This window comes from Sporosarcina sp. FSL W7-1283 (assembly GCF_038003105.1).
Classification (GTDB): domain Bacteria; phylum Bacillota; class Bacilli; order Bacillales_A; family Planococcaceae; genus Sporosarcina; species Sporosarcina newyorkensis.
On sequence record NZ_JBBOOL010000001.1, the window covers coordinates 3,431,406 to 3,447,500 of the forward strand.

14 protein-coding genes, 1 tRNA gene and 2 rRNA genes (1 of these 17 cut by a window edge) are annotated in these 16,095 nt (G+C 43.9%); 3 read left to right on the forward strand and 14 right to left on the reverse strand.

Translation table 11 applies throughout. The features are described from left to right. Positions 1-6: 6 nt before the first annotated feature. Positions 7-1,443: a MocR-like pyridoxine biosynthesis transcription factor PdxR gene (gene pdxR / locus MKY93_RS17920; RefSeq protein ID WP_340760605.1), complete on the reverse strand. Its 1,437-nt coding sequence runs from the start codon at positions 1,441-1,443 to the stop codon at positions 7-9. Between the two features lie 620 nt (positions 1,444-2,063). Here pdxR and MKY93_RS17925 point away from each other — a divergent pair. After that, the gene (locus tag MKY93_RS17925; protein WP_340760948.1) at positions 2,064-2,414 is read left to right on the forward strand and encodes a tyrosine-type recombinase/integrase; all 351 of its coding nucleotides are present in this window, start codon (positions 2,064-2,066) and stop codon (positions 2,412-2,414) included. A gap of 65 nt (positions 2,415-2,479) precedes the next feature. Here MKY93_RS17925 and groL read toward each other — a convergent pair whose 3' ends face one another. Both groL and groES read right to left on the reverse strand, forming a co-directional pair. Then, positions 2,480-4,114 carry a chaperonin GroEL gene (gene groL / locus MKY93_RS17930; protein WP_009498836.1) on the reverse strand — a complete coding sequence of 545 codons (1,635 nt, stop codon included), beginning with the start codon at positions 4,112-4,114 and terminating at the stop codon, positions 2,480-2,482. A gap of 51 nt (positions 4,115-4,165) precedes the next feature. Next, the gene (gene groES, locus MKY93_RS17935) at positions 4,166-4,450 is read right to left on the reverse strand and encodes a co-chaperone GroES (protein ID WP_009498837.1); all 285 of its coding nucleotides are present in this window, start codon (positions 4,448-4,450) and stop codon (positions 4,166-4,168) included. A gap of 192 nt (positions 4,451-4,642) precedes the next feature. Between groES and MKY93_RS17940 the strand changes: the two genes are divergently transcribed. Beyond that, complete coding sequence (locus MKY93_RS17940) at positions 4,643-5,374, forward strand: CPBP family intramembrane glutamic endopeptidase (protein ID WP_176132628.1); 732 nt, start codon at positions 4,643-4,645, stop codon at positions 5,372-5,374. Between the two features lie 41 nt (positions 5,375-5,415). Here MKY93_RS17940 and dacB read toward each other — a convergent pair whose 3' ends face one another. The 4 genes from dacB to MKY93_RS17960 form a co-directional block, all read right to left on the reverse strand. Beyond that, positions 5,416-6,906 (reverse strand): D-alanyl-D-alanine carboxypeptidase/D-alanyl-D-alanine endopeptidase, encoded by a 1,491-nt coding sequence (dacB, locus tag MKY93_RS17945; protein ID WP_340760606.1) that lies wholly within the window; start codon positions 6,904-6,906, stop codon positions 5,416-5,418. A gap of 120 nt (positions 6,907-7,026) precedes the next feature. Beyond that, a complete protein-coding gene (tatC, locus tag MKY93_RS17950) occupies positions 7,027-7,833 on the reverse strand; it encodes a twin-arginine translocase subunit TatC (RefSeq protein WP_009498840.1) in 807 nt (268 codons plus the stop codon). A gap of 17 nt (positions 7,834-7,850) precedes the next feature. After that, positions 7,851-8,039 carry a twin-arginine translocase TatA/TatE family subunit gene (locus MKY93_RS17955; RefSeq protein WP_009498842.1) on the reverse strand — a complete coding sequence of 63 codons (189 nt, stop codon included), beginning with the start codon at positions 8,037-8,039 and terminating at the stop codon, positions 7,851-7,853. Positions 8,040-8,103: 64 nt separating this feature from the next. Further along, positions 8,104-8,751, reverse strand: a complete 648-nt coding sequence (locus MKY93_RS17960) for a redox-sensing transcriptional repressor Rex (RefSeq protein ID WP_009498844.1) — start codon at positions 8,749-8,751, stop codon at positions 8,104-8,106. Between the two features lie 167 nt (positions 8,752-8,918). Between MKY93_RS17960 and MKY93_RS17965 the strand changes: the two genes are divergently transcribed. Beyond that, a complete protein-coding gene (locus MKY93_RS17965) occupies positions 8,919-10,844 on the forward strand; it encodes an ABC-F family ATP-binding cassette domain-containing protein (RefSeq protein ID WP_340760607.1) in 1,926 nt (641 codons plus the stop codon). Between the two features lie 478 nt (positions 10,845-11,322). Here MKY93_RS17965 and tsaD read toward each other — a convergent pair whose 3' ends face one another. The 7 genes from tsaD to MKY93_RS18000 all read right to left on the reverse strand — a co-directional run. Further along, on the reverse strand, positions 11,323-12,345 hold the full coding sequence (gene tsaD / locus MKY93_RS17970) for a tRNA (adenosine(37)-N6)-threonylcarbamoyltransferase complex transferase subunit TsaD (RefSeq protein ID WP_009498847.1): 1,023 nt from the start codon (positions 12,343-12,345) through the stop codon (positions 11,323-11,325). Further along, a complete protein-coding gene (gene rimI, locus MKY93_RS17975) occupies positions 12,342-12,794 on the reverse strand; it encodes a ribosomal protein S18-alanine N-acetyltransferase (RefSeq protein ID WP_009498849.1) in 453 nt (150 codons plus the stop codon). The genes tsaD and rimI overlap by 4 nt, the downstream gene beginning before the upstream one ends. Further along, positions 12,787-13,488 carry a tRNA (adenosine(37)-N6)-threonylcarbamoyltransferase complex dimerization subunit type 1 TsaB gene (gene tsaB / locus MKY93_RS17980; protein ID WP_009498850.1) on the reverse strand — a complete coding sequence of 234 codons (702 nt, stop codon included), beginning with the start codon at positions 13,486-13,488 and terminating at the stop codon, positions 12,787-12,789. Before tsaB ends, rimI begins: the two co-directional genes overlap by 8 nt. Continuing rightward, positions 13,485-13,901 (reverse strand): tRNA (adenosine(37)-N6)-threonylcarbamoyltransferase complex ATPase subunit type 1 TsaE, encoded by a 417-nt coding sequence (gene tsaE, locus MKY93_RS17985; protein WP_050804727.1) that lies wholly within the window; start codon positions 13,899-13,901, stop codon positions 13,485-13,487. The genes tsaB and tsaE overlap by 4 nt, the downstream gene beginning before the upstream one ends. Before the next feature lie 172 nt (positions 13,902-14,073). Continuing rightward, positions 14,074-14,149 (reverse strand) — tRNA-Asp (locus MKY93_RS17990). 25 nt (positions 14,150-14,174) lie between these two features. Next, positions 14,175-14,290, reverse strand: a 5S ribosomal RNA gene (gene rrf, locus MKY93_RS17995). Positions 14,291-14,361: 71 nt separating this feature from the next. Beyond that, positions 14,362-16,095, reverse strand: a 23S ribosomal RNA gene (locus tag MKY93_RS18000); it runs 1,192 nt beyond the window's last position.

Below are 16,095 nucleotides of genomic sequence, written 5' to 3' on the forward strand. Positions count from 1 at the left end.
ATACCATTATATCCCGTAACTTCTCAACGCGTAGACAAACCTTGAAATGCCTTCTTGTATTGAGGCTCCGTTACCTTTTCCATAAGTAAATCGAACGTATCCATTTGTTGAACCCATTATTCTTCCAGGTACAAATGAAACGCCTTTTTTCATAGATTCTTCAAGTAACTTATATCCATCAATTTCGTGATTTATTTTACACCATAAATGAATTCCGCCTTGTGGCACTAAATATGTAACCTCATTTTTAGTTAAACTGTCCAATGCTAAAATTAACGCATCCCTACGCTCCCTCAGTTGAATCCTTAAATTTGAAACATGCTTGTCAAATTGAGGGGAATCTAGAAATTGATTCGCTATCCATTGAGGAAAAACACTATGACCAAAGTCAATTTGCTGTTTGCCATCTGATAAACGCTTAATCACTTTTTCTGGTCCAATAATCCAACCAATGCGTAATCCTGATGCAACAACTTTTGATAAAGAACTAATGTATACAACATTTTCATTATCGTCCATTGACTTTAACGTGGGTCCAATGCGCCCATCAAATGACGTCAAATTATAAGGATCATCCTCTATTATGGGAATACCGTACTTTAATGATAATTCCAATATTCTCTTTCGACGTTCCAGAGACATTTTTGTGCCAGTAGGATTTTGATAATCAGGATTTAAAAAAAGCATACGAATTCGATGTTTTCTTTGTAAAGCTACAATATCATCAGGATTTAAGCCATATTGATCAACTGGGAGTAATAGCGTTCTAATACCAAACGATTGAAAGATCGGTAAAGAGTATGCGTAGGATGGATCTTCAATAGCTACTGTATCACCTGGTTTTAACAGGCATTGAACGATTAGGTGGATTGCTTGCTGAGCGCCCGATGTAATCAGTATGGAGTTTGGCTCAACAACCATATTTTTATAGGTTTTTACATGTTTACAAATTGTCTCCCGTAATCCCGCATCGCCTAAAGGATGATCGTAACCTAAATGCTCATCAAACGCATGATCTTTAAGAATCCTAGCGAATTGGACGTTAGGTAGTAAATCTGCTGCAAGTTCCCCGCTTGATAGGTTAATCATTCCTTCTTGCTCAGTTTCATTACGAAGTTTCTGAACCAATGGAAGATTCGGAAGAAATGAGCCATCTTCTACATATCTACCCCAATTGGGGACTCTTTTATGAGTTAGTCCCCATATATCCGTATTTATATAAGTGCCGCTTCCTTTTCTTCTGACAATTAATCCAATGGCCTCTAACTCATCATAAGCAGTCACAACTGTACTCCGATTTATCTGTAACTTTTTTGCTAACTCACGTTCAGATGGCAATGGCTGGTCCTGAGATAAATCTCCCGATATAATCCCATTCTCTATTTGTTCTGCAAGTTGCCTATACATAGGTTTTTTTATTGAACGGTCTAGCATAAATTGCATTAAACTCCATCCTTTATTTATAATTTTTCAATATAACAAATTTCGTATTATGCTCATAGTGAAATTTTAAATGTTATTATCTCATCTCCTGACATCAGTATCCCTATAGAAGTGTTAAAGATGACCTCGGCCATTACGTTAACGAAGTCACTTTTTTTTTTAATTCTATCATTTTACTTTTACAGCTTTTCGCGCTCAAAATTTAAGCGATCGATACCAAGTATAGACTCAATTCTCTATAAAGAAAAATTACATAAGAAAAGAATTGCCGGGTTAATTTTAATTACAAGCTGCATTGTCCTTTTAAATATTGGCGACTGTTGGTTTATCGGAAAGCGCAATTCATTTACCGAAACCTATTCATTTTAGACGTAGAGGCTAAAGTACGCAGCTGCTAACGCTACTATTAATTTAGACTCAATCTCTGTTTTCAATAGATTCAGCAGCGTATTATCTCCCTTGTTATTAACCATCTTAAAGTTCATACATCTGCCCTCCTCTTTGCATAAAGTCCACTTTCCTAATTATGTAGTCCTACTACAATGATGCCAGTGCAGACAGCTTGTCACAAGACAGTGACAGATACTTGTAAATGTTACTAGAAAAATGAATTTATTAAGATAAATAAACGCTTATACAAAGATCAGGGTTTCATTTTCACTTGTTCGGAAGGCTATCCATGTACAATTAAACAATTTTCCAACCGTCTACAGCGTCTGCTAGTAAAAATGCCTGACTTATGTAAGCACATCACGCTACACTCATTCCAGCATACACACGCTTCGTTGTTAATTGAAGCAAGTGTTAATATGAAAGTTATCTCCCATAAGCTCGGGCATCCTTCAGTAGTGACGACGGACGAAATTTACGGACATTTGACAAGAGGATTAGAAAAAGAGGCCTCTCAAAAATTCAGTGAATTAATGAGAGACCTCTATATTTTAAGTGATTTTATTGGCGCTTATGACTAATAAAATGAACACGGTTTGATGATCAGTGCTCTAACCCATGTCATATCAAGGGCTTAGAGTTTCACTTACATCATGCCGCCCATGCCACCCATACCGCCCATATCAGGCATAGCAGGGCCAGCTGCTTCTGGTAAATCAGCAACTACAGCCTCTGTAGTCAAGAACATAGCCGCTACAGATGCCGCGTTCTGCAATGCGTAACGCGTAACTTTAGTCGGGTCCACGATACCTGCTTCTACCATGTTGACCCACTCGCCGTCTGCTGCGTTGAAACCGATGCCGACTTCTTCGCGCTTCAAGCGGTCCACTACGATAGATCCTTCAAGACCTGCGTTTGTAGCGATCTGACGTACTGGTTCTTCTAATGCACGTAGAACGATTTTGACACCTGTTGCTACGTCGCCTTCTGTTGATTCTAGTAATGCTTCTACTTGCTTGTAAACATTCACAAGTGCAGTACCGCCACCCGATACAATTCCTTCTTCAACAGCTGCACGTGTAGAGTTCAATGCGTCTTCGATACGAAGTTTACGCTCTTTTAACTCAGTTTCTGTAGCCGCTCCGACTTTGATCACTGCTACGCCGCCAGCTAGTTTAGCTAAACGCTCTTGCAATTTCTCCTTGTCGAATTCAGAAGTTGTTTCTTCGAGTTGTGAACGAATTTGGCCTACGCGTGATTCGATTGCACCTGCGTCTCCGCTGCCTTCAACGATTGTTGTGTGATCTTTTGTAACAACGACTTTCGATGCGCGACCTAGTGAAGTAAGGTCTGCAGACTTCAGATCAAGTCCTAAGTCTTCTGTGATGACTTGTCCGCCTGTCAAGACTGCAATGTCTTCTAGCATCGCTTTACGGCGATCACCAAAGCCAGGTGCCTTCACTGCAACTGCGTTGAATGTTCCACGAAGTTTGTTGACGACTAGAGTAGCCAATGCTTCTCCTTCAACATCTTCTGCAATGATAAGAAGTGGCTTACCTTGCTGAACAACCTGCTCAAGTACAGGAAGAATTTCTTGGATATTCGTAATCTTCTTGTCTGTGATCAAGATATACGGGTTGTCCAAAGATGCTTCCATCTTATCTGTATCTGTTGCCATATAAGCAGATGCATATCCGCGGTCGAATTGCATACCTTCTACCACATCAAGTTCTGTTGTGAAGCCTTTAGACTCTTCGATTGTGATGACGCCATCGTTTCCAACGCGTTCCATCGCTTGTGCAATCAAATCGCCGACTTCTTCATCGCCTGAAGAAATAGCTGCTACTTGTGCAATTTCTTGCTTGCTTTCGATTTCATCGGAAACGCCTTGTAGCCCTTCTACTGCTGCTACTACTGCTTTTTCGATTCCTTTACGGATGCCTACTGGATTTGCGCCAGCTGTTACGTTTTTCAAACCTTCACGAATCATAGCCTGTGCTAGAACCGTAGCTGTTGTTGTTCCGTCCCCTGCAATTTCATTCGTTTTAGAAGCTACTTCCGCCACAAGCTTTGCGCCCATGTTTTCGAATGCATTTTCTAATTCGATTTCTTTTGCAATTGTAACACCATCATTTGTGATCAATGGAGAGCCAAATTTACGCTCAAGTACGACGTTACGTCCTTTTGGTCCAAGTGTTACTTTAACAGCATCTGCCAATGTATCTACACCGCGTAGCATTGCAGTACGTGCTTCTTCGTTAAATTTAAGTTCTTTAGCCATTTAAATGATTCCCTCCTGATTTTTCATATCTTTTGTTTTTATAACAGTCGATTAACCGATCGTTGCCAAGATATCGCTTTCACGCAAGATCAAGTATTCAGTACCTTCATATTTCACTTCTGTGCCTGCATATTTAGAGAAGATGATACGGTCACCTTCTGATACTTCCAAGTTCACACGTTGTCCGTTCTCAAGAACACGGCCTGTACCAACAGCAATTACTTTTCCTTCTTGCGGCTTTTCTTTTGCAGAGTCTGGTAAGACAATGCCGCTTGACGTTTTTTCTTCTGCTTCGATTAATTCGATTACGATACGGTCACCTAGTGGTTTCAACAAATGAAACAACCTCCTCGAGATATTGTTTAGTTTTGAAATTTTAGCACTCAGTAACTATGAGTGCTAACACAACTCTTATCATAAAGAATTCCATTTAGAATTGCAAGTAAAAGCTTTCGACATTTTCTTTTTTGCCAAACGTCTTTTTTCGCGTTAAAATGGTCAATATGTATGGAAGAAAGGTTGTGTACAGTGAAAAACTGGGTTGTCGCTCTAATACTTTTTATTACCTACGTTCTTATGCAAATCGCTAGCATATTTCTCGCGCCAGTACTGGTCTTTTATTTCTCGGAAAAAGGATTACCGCAAGTTGAAGCTCTATCACACGGTTTCGCTTGGACGCTTTTCACCGTCAACACGATTGCCGCGATTATTTTTGTCATCATCCTGCTAAAAAACAAGAAATTCATTCCTGTATTTAAAGGAAAGCCTGCACATATGGGAAATGTTCTTCTTTGGGGGATCATTGGATTTTTCCTAGCGATGGCCGGGCAAATCTTAGGAGCCGCAATCGAGTCGATGTTCGGTGTCGAAGCAGGCTCTGAAAATACTGAATTACTTTCAAACATTGCGAAAACTGCTCCAATCATCATCTTTCCTATGGTTCTCTTTGCACCATTCCTTGAAGAAGTCGTGTTTCGCCGCATTTTATTCGGAGGCTTGTACAGGAAGACGAACTTCTGGATTGCTGCGATTGCGAGTGCTGTCGTATTCGCTGCCGTGCATAACGAGTTGCAGCATCTACTCATGTATTTGATGCCAGGACTCGCTTTTGCATTTGTCTACTACAAAACAAAAAGACTGCTCACACCGATGATCGCTCACTTTTTGATGAACGGCTTTGTGACAGTCGTACAATGGAATGCAGAAAAATTGCAGCAACTACAGGATATGCAGCAAAGCATCATCACATTCCTACTATAAAAAATTCTCTCCTCGCATTTTATTACGCAAGGAGAGATTTTTTATTGAGCCGCCATCACTTGTACCATTTTATCAATGTCAGGTTTTGCAGTACTCTTCACACCTTCCGTCAGAATACTGAAAATCAGCTCTTCGCCACTCTTCGTTTTCACATATCCTGATAAGGCATCTGTATGGTTTAATGAACCTGTTTTCGCCAACACTTTTCCTTTGACCAGAGGGCTCGTCAAACGATTACGCAATGTACCGCCCAGCATCCGATCGTTTATTCCCGCAACTGGCAAAGAACGTTCAAATGTTGGATACCACGGCTTTGTCTGAGCTTCGAATAACACTTCTGAGATTTTCTCAGAAGGTATCTTATTTTTATGCGACATACCCGAAGCATCTTCTAAATAAATACCTTTCAAACTGATGCCGTCTTTTTGTACCGTTTCTCTCATAACACGCAAGCCGGCATCCCAGCTGCCTTCATTGTATACAGCCCGTCCCATCGATTTTGCTAAAATTTCAGCATGTGCATTGTTGCTAAGCTTCATGAAGGGCATCATCAAGTAGTACAAGGACATCGACTTTTTCGTTGCAAGCAATTGGGCATTCGCTGGAGTTTTGGATCGACTTACTTTCGTAGTTTTACTGAAACTGATGCCTTGTTTAGCAAGCGCTCGTTTGAAAACATCTGCTGTGTATGCACTCGGATTCGAAACCGTCACCCATTGACGTTTACCGCTCGAGTTGACGGGGATGTTTCCTGAGACGATGATCGTATTCGTTCCATATTGGCGAGCCATTGTCACTGTGTTCGGCTTACCTTTAGGAACCGTTCGCGTTCGATTGACAACTTTAACAATGTTTGTGTGTGGAGTTAACGTAACGGCTGCCGGCTTGCCGTTTTTCGTTGGTTTTGCTTGAACGATCGTTGTCCCTGCATCATAATCTTCATTCGGCGACAACGTCAATGCCGAGATTTGTGCAGCGTAATAATGCGTTTCATCCGATTTATAAATACCCGGAGATAAACGCTTTGTGTCAAACCATGTATCATCCGCCACAATATTTCCTGTGATGGACTTGATGCCTGACTGACGCACCTCTTTCGCAAGCTGCTGCAAATCCCGTTCCATTAAGGTCGGATCCCCTGTTCCCCGCAAATAAAGCTGGCCGTTCAGGACACCGTTTTTCACGGGCCCACTCGCTAATACATCTGTCTGGAAGGTATAATCTTCGCCCAACACTTCAAGAGCAGTCGTCGCAGTTAACACTTTAACATTGGACGCCGGCGTGACGCCTTGATCCGCTCGGTATTGATATACGATTTTATTCGAATCCGCCTCACGTACAACTATACTGCTCTTCGTACCGCGCATGCGATGACTCGTAATAACCTGATTGATTCCCGCTTCCATAGCTTTATAAGATTGCTCTGCAGCAACCGCTTGACCTCCTGTTATAGGAGTATAGACACTCGCACTGACTAAAACTGCACCTAGTAACCATTTACTCAATCGACGTTGAGTCTTTTTTCTATTCACTGAATCTCATTTCCTCCCAATCTCGTTGTCCCTGCTAGTTTACCATACTGCGTACTTCAACTGAACCCAATTTATAACAGAAACAAAAAATCCTCCTGCATAGGCAAGAGGACTTGAATTTTATTTGTTTGAATCGGTTTGATTCATCACTTCATCGATTTGACGTTGCTGCTCTGCTTTCACTTCTTCCAGTTTCCGCAGTTGTTCAGCTTTTTCAAACTTCCTATATCCTAGACGTGAGATCACGATACTGATTTCATATAGGATGAACAAAGGAACCGTGACGAACAAATGCGATACGATGTCAGGAGGTGTGATGAATGCCGCCAATACGAACAGGCCAAAGTAGGAATATTTCCGTACCTTCACCAAGACTTTTGGCTGCAATATTCCTAAACGGGATAAAAATAAAATGACGATCGGCAGCTGGAAAACGAAACCGAACGGCAAAAGTATAGAAAAAAGAAAAGAGAAGTATTCGTTAATACCAATTGTCTGTTCAATGTTTAATTGATCAGACAAATTAATCATGAATTTCATAATATATGGCAGTAACACGAAATACGAGAAACTGATCCCTGCTAAAAACAGAAGAAAAGCAAAGGGAATGTACGACAGTGTGACTTTTCTTTCTAAATCACGAAGACCTGGGGATATGAACGCCCACAATTGATACATTAGGACCGGTGAAATAATGATGATCGCCAAGAAAATGATTACCTTTAAATAAATGACAACCGGATCGACGACATTAAATGCATTCAACACTACTTCTTCTGCCGGTGTATCATATTGGATAAAGTGAATCAAAGGCTTTGCAAAAAAGAAACTGGCAATCACGCCAACAATAAAGAAAACGACGATAACCATCAGCCGTTTTCGAATCTCATCTATATGTTCAACGATCGTTAAGTTTTTATCTGCCATCAGACTAACACCCTAACTTAGCGCACTTCTTCTTTCTTGTCTTCAACCTTTTTTACCTCATCGTCATCCGCAAGACCTTTCGTTGCGTTTTTAAACTCACGCAATGAAGAACCGAATGCTTTACCGATTTCAGGTAACTTCTTAGGACCAAATATAAGCAATGCGATAACCGCAATAATTAACAAACTACCAACGCCTGGAGCCATGATTGGTCACCTCCTCATAATATGTCTATTCTACACGAAAACCCTCGCATTTACTATTGCCAGGTCAGTTCATTTGTGAATCTTTTACGTCATTTTTGATGAGATAAATCAATGTCTGCAACTCGCCGGAAAGATCGATGCTTTGGATACGGATCGTATCGGGTACAGCCAGCCGTTCAGGGGTGAAATTCAAAATTCCTTTCACACCAGTTTGAGCGAGGCGGTCCGTCAATTCCTGTGCCACTCTCTTCGGTACGGTCAAAATAACCATTTCGATCCCTAGTTCAAGGATTTTCTCCTCCAGTCGATCAGGCGGATAGATCGGAATATGATTCCGTTCTTCGCCGTCATAAGGCGCTTTCGGATCAAATGCTACAACAATTTTCGTGTTGTGAATCTTTTGGAAGTTGTACTTCAGAAATGCATTCCCAAGACTCCCGACCCCGATCAAAGCCACATTTGTTTCTTCATCTTGGTCTAGTGTCTCGCGGAAAAACTGCAATAATGAATCAACATCATAGCCGTATCCTTTACGTCCCAGCGCACCAAAATGCGAGAAGTCCCTGCGAATTGTAGCGGCATCAATCTTCATTGCTTCGCTTAATTCACTAGACGAAATTCGCTGTACACCTGCATCTGCGTAATTGCGTAAAAATCTATAGTATAAAGGCAATCGTTTCGTTGTTGCCTGCGGAATTCTTTTTGTACCCACTGCTTTCCTTACCCCCAGTGTTGCCCTATTACATCCTCCGCTTAAATCCTCAAGGAAAACGAAGGTGAGCCGCTTTTATCGTACAGGAGAACCCATCAGTTGTAAAGCCGATTATTGCATGGTGCTACCGATTCTATTAAACTTAGAAGGGAATAGAGGTGTGAGGCTTGATTATTTTACAAGTAAATGGACTGACCAAGTCTTTTTCAGGCACGGACCTGCTGGAAAATGTGCGTCTCGAAGTTCAACATCGAGACCGCGTTGCACTAGTTGGACGCAATGGTGCCGGAAAATCGACATTATTAAAAATAATAGCAGGCGAATTATCAGCCGACGAAGGCGATATTATCATCCCGAAAGACATACGAGTCGGCTATTTGGAGCAACATAGCGGCATTGATTCAGAATTGACGATTTGGGATGAAGTAATGACAGTATTTGCACCGCTTCGACAAAAAGAAGAACGTTTACGCACCCTCGAGCATCAAATGGCCGAGCCTTCCGTCTACGAAGACGCAGACCGCTATGCGCGTGTTATGGCTGAATATGATGAACTGCAGATTGCATTTAAGGAAGCAGGAGGCTATCAGTTTGAGGCCGATGCGCGTTCTGTCCTTCATGGAATGCGGTTTTATCCGGAAGACTATGAGAAGCCTGTCGATCTATTATCCGGCGGCCAAAAGACGCGGCTCGCGTTGGCTAGGATGCTGCTGAGCAAGCCGGATTTATTAATACTGGATGAACCGACGAACCATTTGGACATCGAGACCTTAAATTGGCTGGAGCGCTATCTATCCGCTTACGAAGGGGCGATTCTGATTGTTTCGCATGACCGTTATTTTCTCGACAAGGTCGTGACAACAGTCTATGAGGTATCTCGTCGAAAAGTGACGAAATACAGTGGAAATTACAGTACCTACTTAGATGAGAAAGCGAAGAATTATGAAAGGGACCAAAAGCTTTTCGAGCAGGAACAAGATGAGCGCGCGAAGCTTGAAGAGTTCATCCAGAAAAACATTGCACGCGCATCGACTTCCAAAATGGCGAAGAGCCGCCGCAAACAACTGGAACGCAGGGAGTGGATGGATTCACCTGAAGGCGATGAAAAGTCCGCAAACTTTTCATTTTCATTGGATCGGCCGAGCGGCAATGATGTCCTTTCCCTCGATGACGTAAAGATTGGCTATGGATCACAGCCCGTGTCAGAACATATTTCCGTACGCGTCTATAAAGGAGACCGCGTTGCTTTTGTCGGGCCGAACGGCGTCGGCAAGTCGACGTTACTGAAGACCATCGTCAAGCGTAATGAGCTGCTTGACGGCGATATTCGCTATGGTACCAACGTCCAGTTCGGATACTATGACCAAAACCAGGCAACATTGATTGGGTCTGGTACGGTTCTGCAGGAAATCTGGGATGACTGGCCCATGATGAACGAAAAGGATATCCGCTCCTTGCTTGGTCGCTTCCTGTTTACTGGCGACGACATCGAAAAGCACGTGACGTCGTTATCAGGCGGAGAAAAAGCCAGGCTTTCATTGGCCCAGCTCATGCTGGAAAAGTCCAACACACTTATTTTGGACGAGCCGACAAACCATTTGGATCTCGACAGCAAAGAAATTCTTGAAAACGCGCTGGATGACTTTCCAGGAACGATTCTTTTCGTTTCCCATGACCGCTACTTCATCAATCGACTCGCAACGAAAGTTATAGAACTGAGCGAACATGGCGCAGTTGAATACTTGGGCGACTATGATTACTATGTCGAGAAGAAAACAGAAATGGAAGAAATCGCTGCAGTGACACAGGTTGAGCAACGTGAAAAGGAACCTGCTGCAAAGAAAGAAAATGCCGGAAAAGAGTTTCAGCGTCAAGAACGTCGGCTAACTAGAGCGATTGCTGAAATCGAAAAGAAGATGGAAACATTTGATGATGAAATCGCCGAACTACAAGCCCAGTTATTGAATCCTGATATCGCGAACGACCACGTCCAGTTGATGGAGATTCAACGACGTATCGACGAGTTGCAAGCAACACACGATGAACAAGCTGAAGAATGGTTAATGCTGCAAGATGAATTAGAAAGTTTATAAGAAAAGTCGGCTGTCCTGAAAGTGAGATACTCTTTCAGTGACAGTCTTTTCTTATATTCCGGGTAAGTGAAGCAAAGAGGCAACACTAAGTATTGTTTGCACCGTAACAAATTATGATAACTTATAGTCTGACAAATTACGACTTACACATTACAATTGCAAACGTAATTCGTCAACATGACTGATACACAAAGAGCTCTCTTGATTTATCCACCTTTTTTCTCCACAATCTTTTCCACAGTAGAAATCCCATTTTGAATACATATGAACATAGTTATGAACATTATCCACAGAGTTTATGCGAAACATCCACAAAGTTATCCAAGTGACACACCCGCATCGTGCACAACTTTCTAAACTTACTCACATTTAATCCACAAATTGTGTATAAGTACGAACGTTCCCTATTGACAATTCTTCTTGCGCATAATGAAAAAACACATATTTTGCTGAATATTAGCAAAATATGTGTTCATTATTAATAATTCCATGATTTCAATGGCATACCAGGACGACCATTCATCGTTGAGTCGCTGCGGACGCCACTTTTCCACATCTCATACCCAGCTGCCGCTATCATGGCCGCGTTATCTGTGCATAACGCGATAGGTGGAACATAGAAAGGAATTCCTTCTTTTTGCAGTGCCTCTGTTAAAGACTTGCGCAAGCCTTGATTGGCAGCTACGCCTCCTGCAGCGATTACTTGTTTTACATCAAATTGTTTGGCTGCTTTCACAGTCTTTACCGTCAGCACATCCACAACGCTCTGTTGAAAACCTGCAGCTACATGCTGAGGATCGATCTGTTCGCCTTTTTGCTCGATATTATGCTTATAATTAATGACCGCTGATTTCAAACCACTGAAACTGAAATCATACGAATCCGCCTCTAGCCAAGCGCGCGGAAAATCAATGCTTTGCTCACTTTCCAATGCAAGCCTATCTACTTGCGGACCACCTGGATAAGGCAATCCAAGCACACGGGCCACCTTGTCGTAAGCCTCTCCTGCTGCATCATCACGTGTTTCTCCAATCAACTCGAAGGACCCGTGGGACTTCATGACGACGAGTTCCGTATGGCCGCCAGAAACAATCAATGCTAGCAGCGGAAACTCCATTGGATGCATCAGTTGGTTGGCATACACATGACCTGCAATATGATGTACGCCGATCAGCGGCAATTGGTTAGCAAACGCAAAAGCCTTCGCTGCATTTACCCCAATCAATAAGGCTCCTACCAGTCCAGGACCCTCCGTCACAGCAACAGCTTCCAAATCTTTTGGAACAATTTCAGCTTCCCGTAGCGCTTCTTCAATAACGAGTGTGATTTGCTCCACGTGTAAGCGAGAAGCGATTTCAGGCACTACTCCGCCGAATTGTTTCTGCTGTTGAATTTGCGAAGATACTATAGATGATACAATTTCGGTACCATTTTTCACGACCGAAGCTGCCGTTTCATCACAACTTGTTTCAATACCTAAAATATAATGATCTTTCTTCATTCGAATTCCACCCACATGACGAGCCCATCTTCATGGTCGTCCGTATAATAGTTTTTCCTGATCCCGCCTTCTTGAAAACCCAATTTACGATAAAGAGACCGCGCTGGTTCATTGCTGACACGCACTTCCAACGTCATTGTTCGTACTTCATTTAGTCTGCACAACTCCATTGCCTTTCGCATGAGATCTTCTCCAATTCCTTTTCCGCGCAATGATGAGCGAACTGCTACATTCGTAATATGACATTCATCCAAAACAATCCACATACCACAGTGACCAATAATCTCGCCATCCAGTTCCGCTACAATATAATGAGAGTACTCATTGCCTGCCAGCTCATGCTCAAAGATCTCTTCTGTCCAGGGCGTAGCAAATGCTTCACGTTCGATACTCGCCACCGAAGTAATATCTGCTAACGTCATTTTCCGAAATACTACATCCTCACTCATTGGTAGGCTCCTTCTTCACCAAGTTGGCTTCCGCTTCTGTGATGCGTCTATACTGCGGAGTAAAAGAATGTACAGAGTCGGCTTGTTCAGCCCGCATAGCTAATGAAATAACAGAGGAAGCGCGTGGTACATTCACAGCAAATGAAGTGAATTTCGCTTGATCTCCCAACTGCTCACGAATACTTTGCTCATGCAACTTCACATCTTCACCAATAAATAAAACGGGTTCTTTCATCTCTTTCAGTTGTTCTAAAAGCTCTGCCAGTGCACAGTGCTGATCTTCCATCACACTCACTAGCTCTTCTCCAGCCATACGATAAATCGCCGAATAGACATTAGACCGTCTAGCATCAAATAGTGGGCATAGGAGCCCGTTGTAAAGCTGACCATTCATAGCCAAAGACTTCAAACTGGAAACTCCATAAAGCGGCTTGCCCAATGTCCAAGCAAGTGTTTTTGCAATCGTTACACCGATCCGCACACCTGTATAAGAACCCGGTCCTTCAGAAACTGCAATCGCATCAATTTCCGAAGGGGATATTGATGTTTTTCGGCAGACCTCTTCAACAGCCGGCATTGCCCGCAAAGAGTGATTGACCTTCATCATACTCGACTCTTCAATCAGTAACTCGCCATCTTTGACGATTGCTACTGACAATGGAGAGTTCGCTGTATCAATACCTAACCATATCATATAAAAATCTCCTCACAAATACGTGTAAATCGTTCACCTTTTGCCGTTAGTTCAACTGTGCGTGTTTCCGGTCCTGTATGATGAATAACAACCTCCAAGCGCTGTTCAGGCAATTCATCTGCAATAAATTGCGCCCACTCAATGATGGAAATCGCGTCTCCATAAAACAACTCGTCCCACCCTAAGTCTTCATCGCTAGTAGCCAAACGATACACGTCTAAATGATTAAGGGGATAATTCCCTTCGTACTGTTTAATAATCGTAAAAGTAGGACTGCTGACCGTCCGGGTGATACCTATAGACTTCGCAAGTGCTTTCGCAAATGTTGTTTTGCCAGCACCTAAATCGCCTTCAAGTGTCAGTACATCAGGCGGCTTCAAGTAACTGCCGATCTCAGCAGCCAACTTTTCCATCTCTTCAACTGACTTTATTTCTTTTCTCCACACAGCCAACGCACCCTTCTAATTTCATCATAATACTAGTGTACAGAAAAACAAAGTAAAACAAAAGCTTAGACAGCCGAAGTTCATCTACAAGAAAAAACGATTTCACCGGTAAGGTGAAATCGTTTGGAATGTTAAAATATGGCGGTCCCGACGGGAATCGAACCCGCGATCTCCTGCGTGACAGGCAGGCATGTTAACCGCTACACCACGGGACCATGAAAAAATTCAAAAAAATAAAAAGCCTAGCAACGTCCTACTCTCACAGGGGGAAGCCCCCGACTACCATCGGCGCTGAAGAGCTTAACTTCCGTGTTCGGTATGGGAACGGGTGTGACCTCTTCGCCATCGTTACTAGACAGATGAGTAAAGCTTGTTCACTCAAAACTGAATAAAAGACATTGTGTACCTCAAGTAGTACTTCTTAAAATAGGTTAAGTCCTCGATCGATTAGTATCTGTCAGCTGCACACGTCGCCGTGCTTCCACCCCAGACCTATCCACCTCATCATCTTTGAGGGATCTTACTTACTTGCGTAATGGGAAATCTCATCTTGAAGGGGGCTTCATGCTTAGATGCTTTCAGCATTTATCCCGTCCATACATAGCTACCCAGCGATGCCTTTGGCAAGACAACTGGTACACCAGCGGTATGTCCATCCCGGTCCTCTCGTACTAAGGACAGCTCTTCTCAAATTTCCTGCGCCCGCGACGGATAGGGACCGAACTGTCTCACGACGTTCTGAACCCAGCTCGCGTGCCGCTTTAATGGGCGAACAGCCCAACCCTTGGGACCGACTACAGCCCCAGGATGCGACGAGCCGACATCGAGGTGCCAAACCTCCCCGTCGATGTGGACTCTTGGGGGAGATAAGCCTGTTATCCCCGGGGTAGCTTTTATCCGTTGAGCGATGGCCCTTCCATGCGGAACCACCGGATCACTAAGCCCGTCTTTCGACCCTGCTCGACTTGTAGGTCTCGCAGTCAAGCTCCCTTATGCCTTTGCACTCTACGAATGATGTCCAACCATTCTGAGGGAACCTTTGGGCGCCTCCGTTACTCTTTAGGAGGCGACCGCCCCAGTCAAACTGCCCACCTGACACTGTCTCCTGCCCGGATCACGGGCATGGGTTAGAAGTCCAATACAGCCAGGGTAGTATCCCACCAACGCCTCCTCCGAAGCTGGCGCTCCGGAATCCAAGGCTCCTACCTATCCTGTACAGGCTGCACCGGAATTCAATATCAGGCTACAGTAAAGCTCCACGGGGTCTTTCCGTCCTGTCGCGGGTAATGCGCATCTTCACGCATATTATAATTTCACCGAGTCTCTCGTTGAGACAGTGCCCAGATCGTTACGCCTTTCGTGCGGGTCGGAACTTACCCGACAAGGAATTTCGCTACCTTAGGACCGTTATAGTTACGGCCGCCGTTTACTGGGGCTTCAATTCAGAGCTTCGCTTGCGCTAACCCCTCCTCTTAACCTTCCAGCACCGGGCAGGCGTCAGCCCCTATACGTCACCTTACGGTTTTGCAGAGACCTGTGTTTTTGCTAAACAGTCGCCTGGGCCTATTCACTGCGGCTCTCTCGGGCTATTCACCCTACCAGAGCACCCCTTCTCCCGAAGTTACGGGGTCATTTTGCCGAGTTCCTTAACGAGAGTTCTCTCGATCACCTTAGGATTCTCTCCTCGCCTACCTGTGTCGGTTTGCGGTACAGGCACCTCCCGCCTCGCTAGAGGCTTTTCTTGGCAGTGTGAAATCAGGGACTCCGGAGACAATTCTCCTTGCCATCACAGCCTAGTGTTATATGAGAACGGGATTTGCCTCGTTCTCCACCTCACTGCTTAGACACGCAACCAACTGCGTGCTCACCCTATCCTACTGCGTCCCCCCATTACTCAAACGGCGGGGAGGTGGTACAGGAATATCAACCTGTTGTCCATCGTCTACGCCTATCGGCCTCGACTTAGGTCCTGACTAACCCTGAGCGGACGAGCCTTCCTCAGGAAACCTTAGGCATTCGGTGGAAGGGATTCTCACCCTTCTTTCGCTACTCATACCGGCATTCTCACTTCCAAGCGCTCCACCAGTCCTTCCGGTCTAGCTTCAACGCCCTTGGAACGCTCTCCTACCATTGACTTGCGTCAATCCACAGTTTCGGTGAT

Excerpts from the sequence above, each read along its gene's own strand:
- pdxR (WP_340760605.1), bottom strand. The coding sequence starts at position 1,443 with ATGCAATTTATGCTAGACCGTTCAATAAAAAAACCTATGTATAGGCAA.
- groL (WP_009498836.1), bottom strand. The coding sequence starts at position 4,114 with ATGGCTAAAGAACTTAAATTTAACGAAGAAGCACGTACTGCAATGCTA.
- tatC (WP_009498840.1), bottom strand. The coding sequence starts at position 7,833 with ATGGCAGATAAAAACTTAACGATCGTTGAACATATAGATGAGATTCGA.
- MKY93_RS17955 (WP_009498842.1), bottom strand. The coding sequence starts at position 8,039 with ATGGCTCCAGGCGTTGGTAGTTTGTTAATTATTGCGGTTATCGCATTG.
- tsaD (WP_009498847.1), bottom strand. The coding sequence starts at position 12,345 with ATGAAGAAAGATCATTATATTTTAGGTATTGAAACAAGTTGTGATGAA.
- rimI (WP_009498849.1), bottom strand. The coding sequence starts at position 12,794 with ATGAGTGAGGATGTAGTATTTCGGAAAATGACGTTAGCAGATATTACT.
- tsaB (WP_009498850.1), bottom strand. The coding sequence starts at position 13,488 with ATGATATGGTTAGGTATTGATACAGCGAACTCTCCATTGTCAGTAGCA.
- tsaE (WP_050804727.1), bottom strand. The coding sequence starts at position 13,901 with ATGGAAAAGTTGGCTGCTGAGATCGGCAGTTACTTGAAGCCGCCTGAT.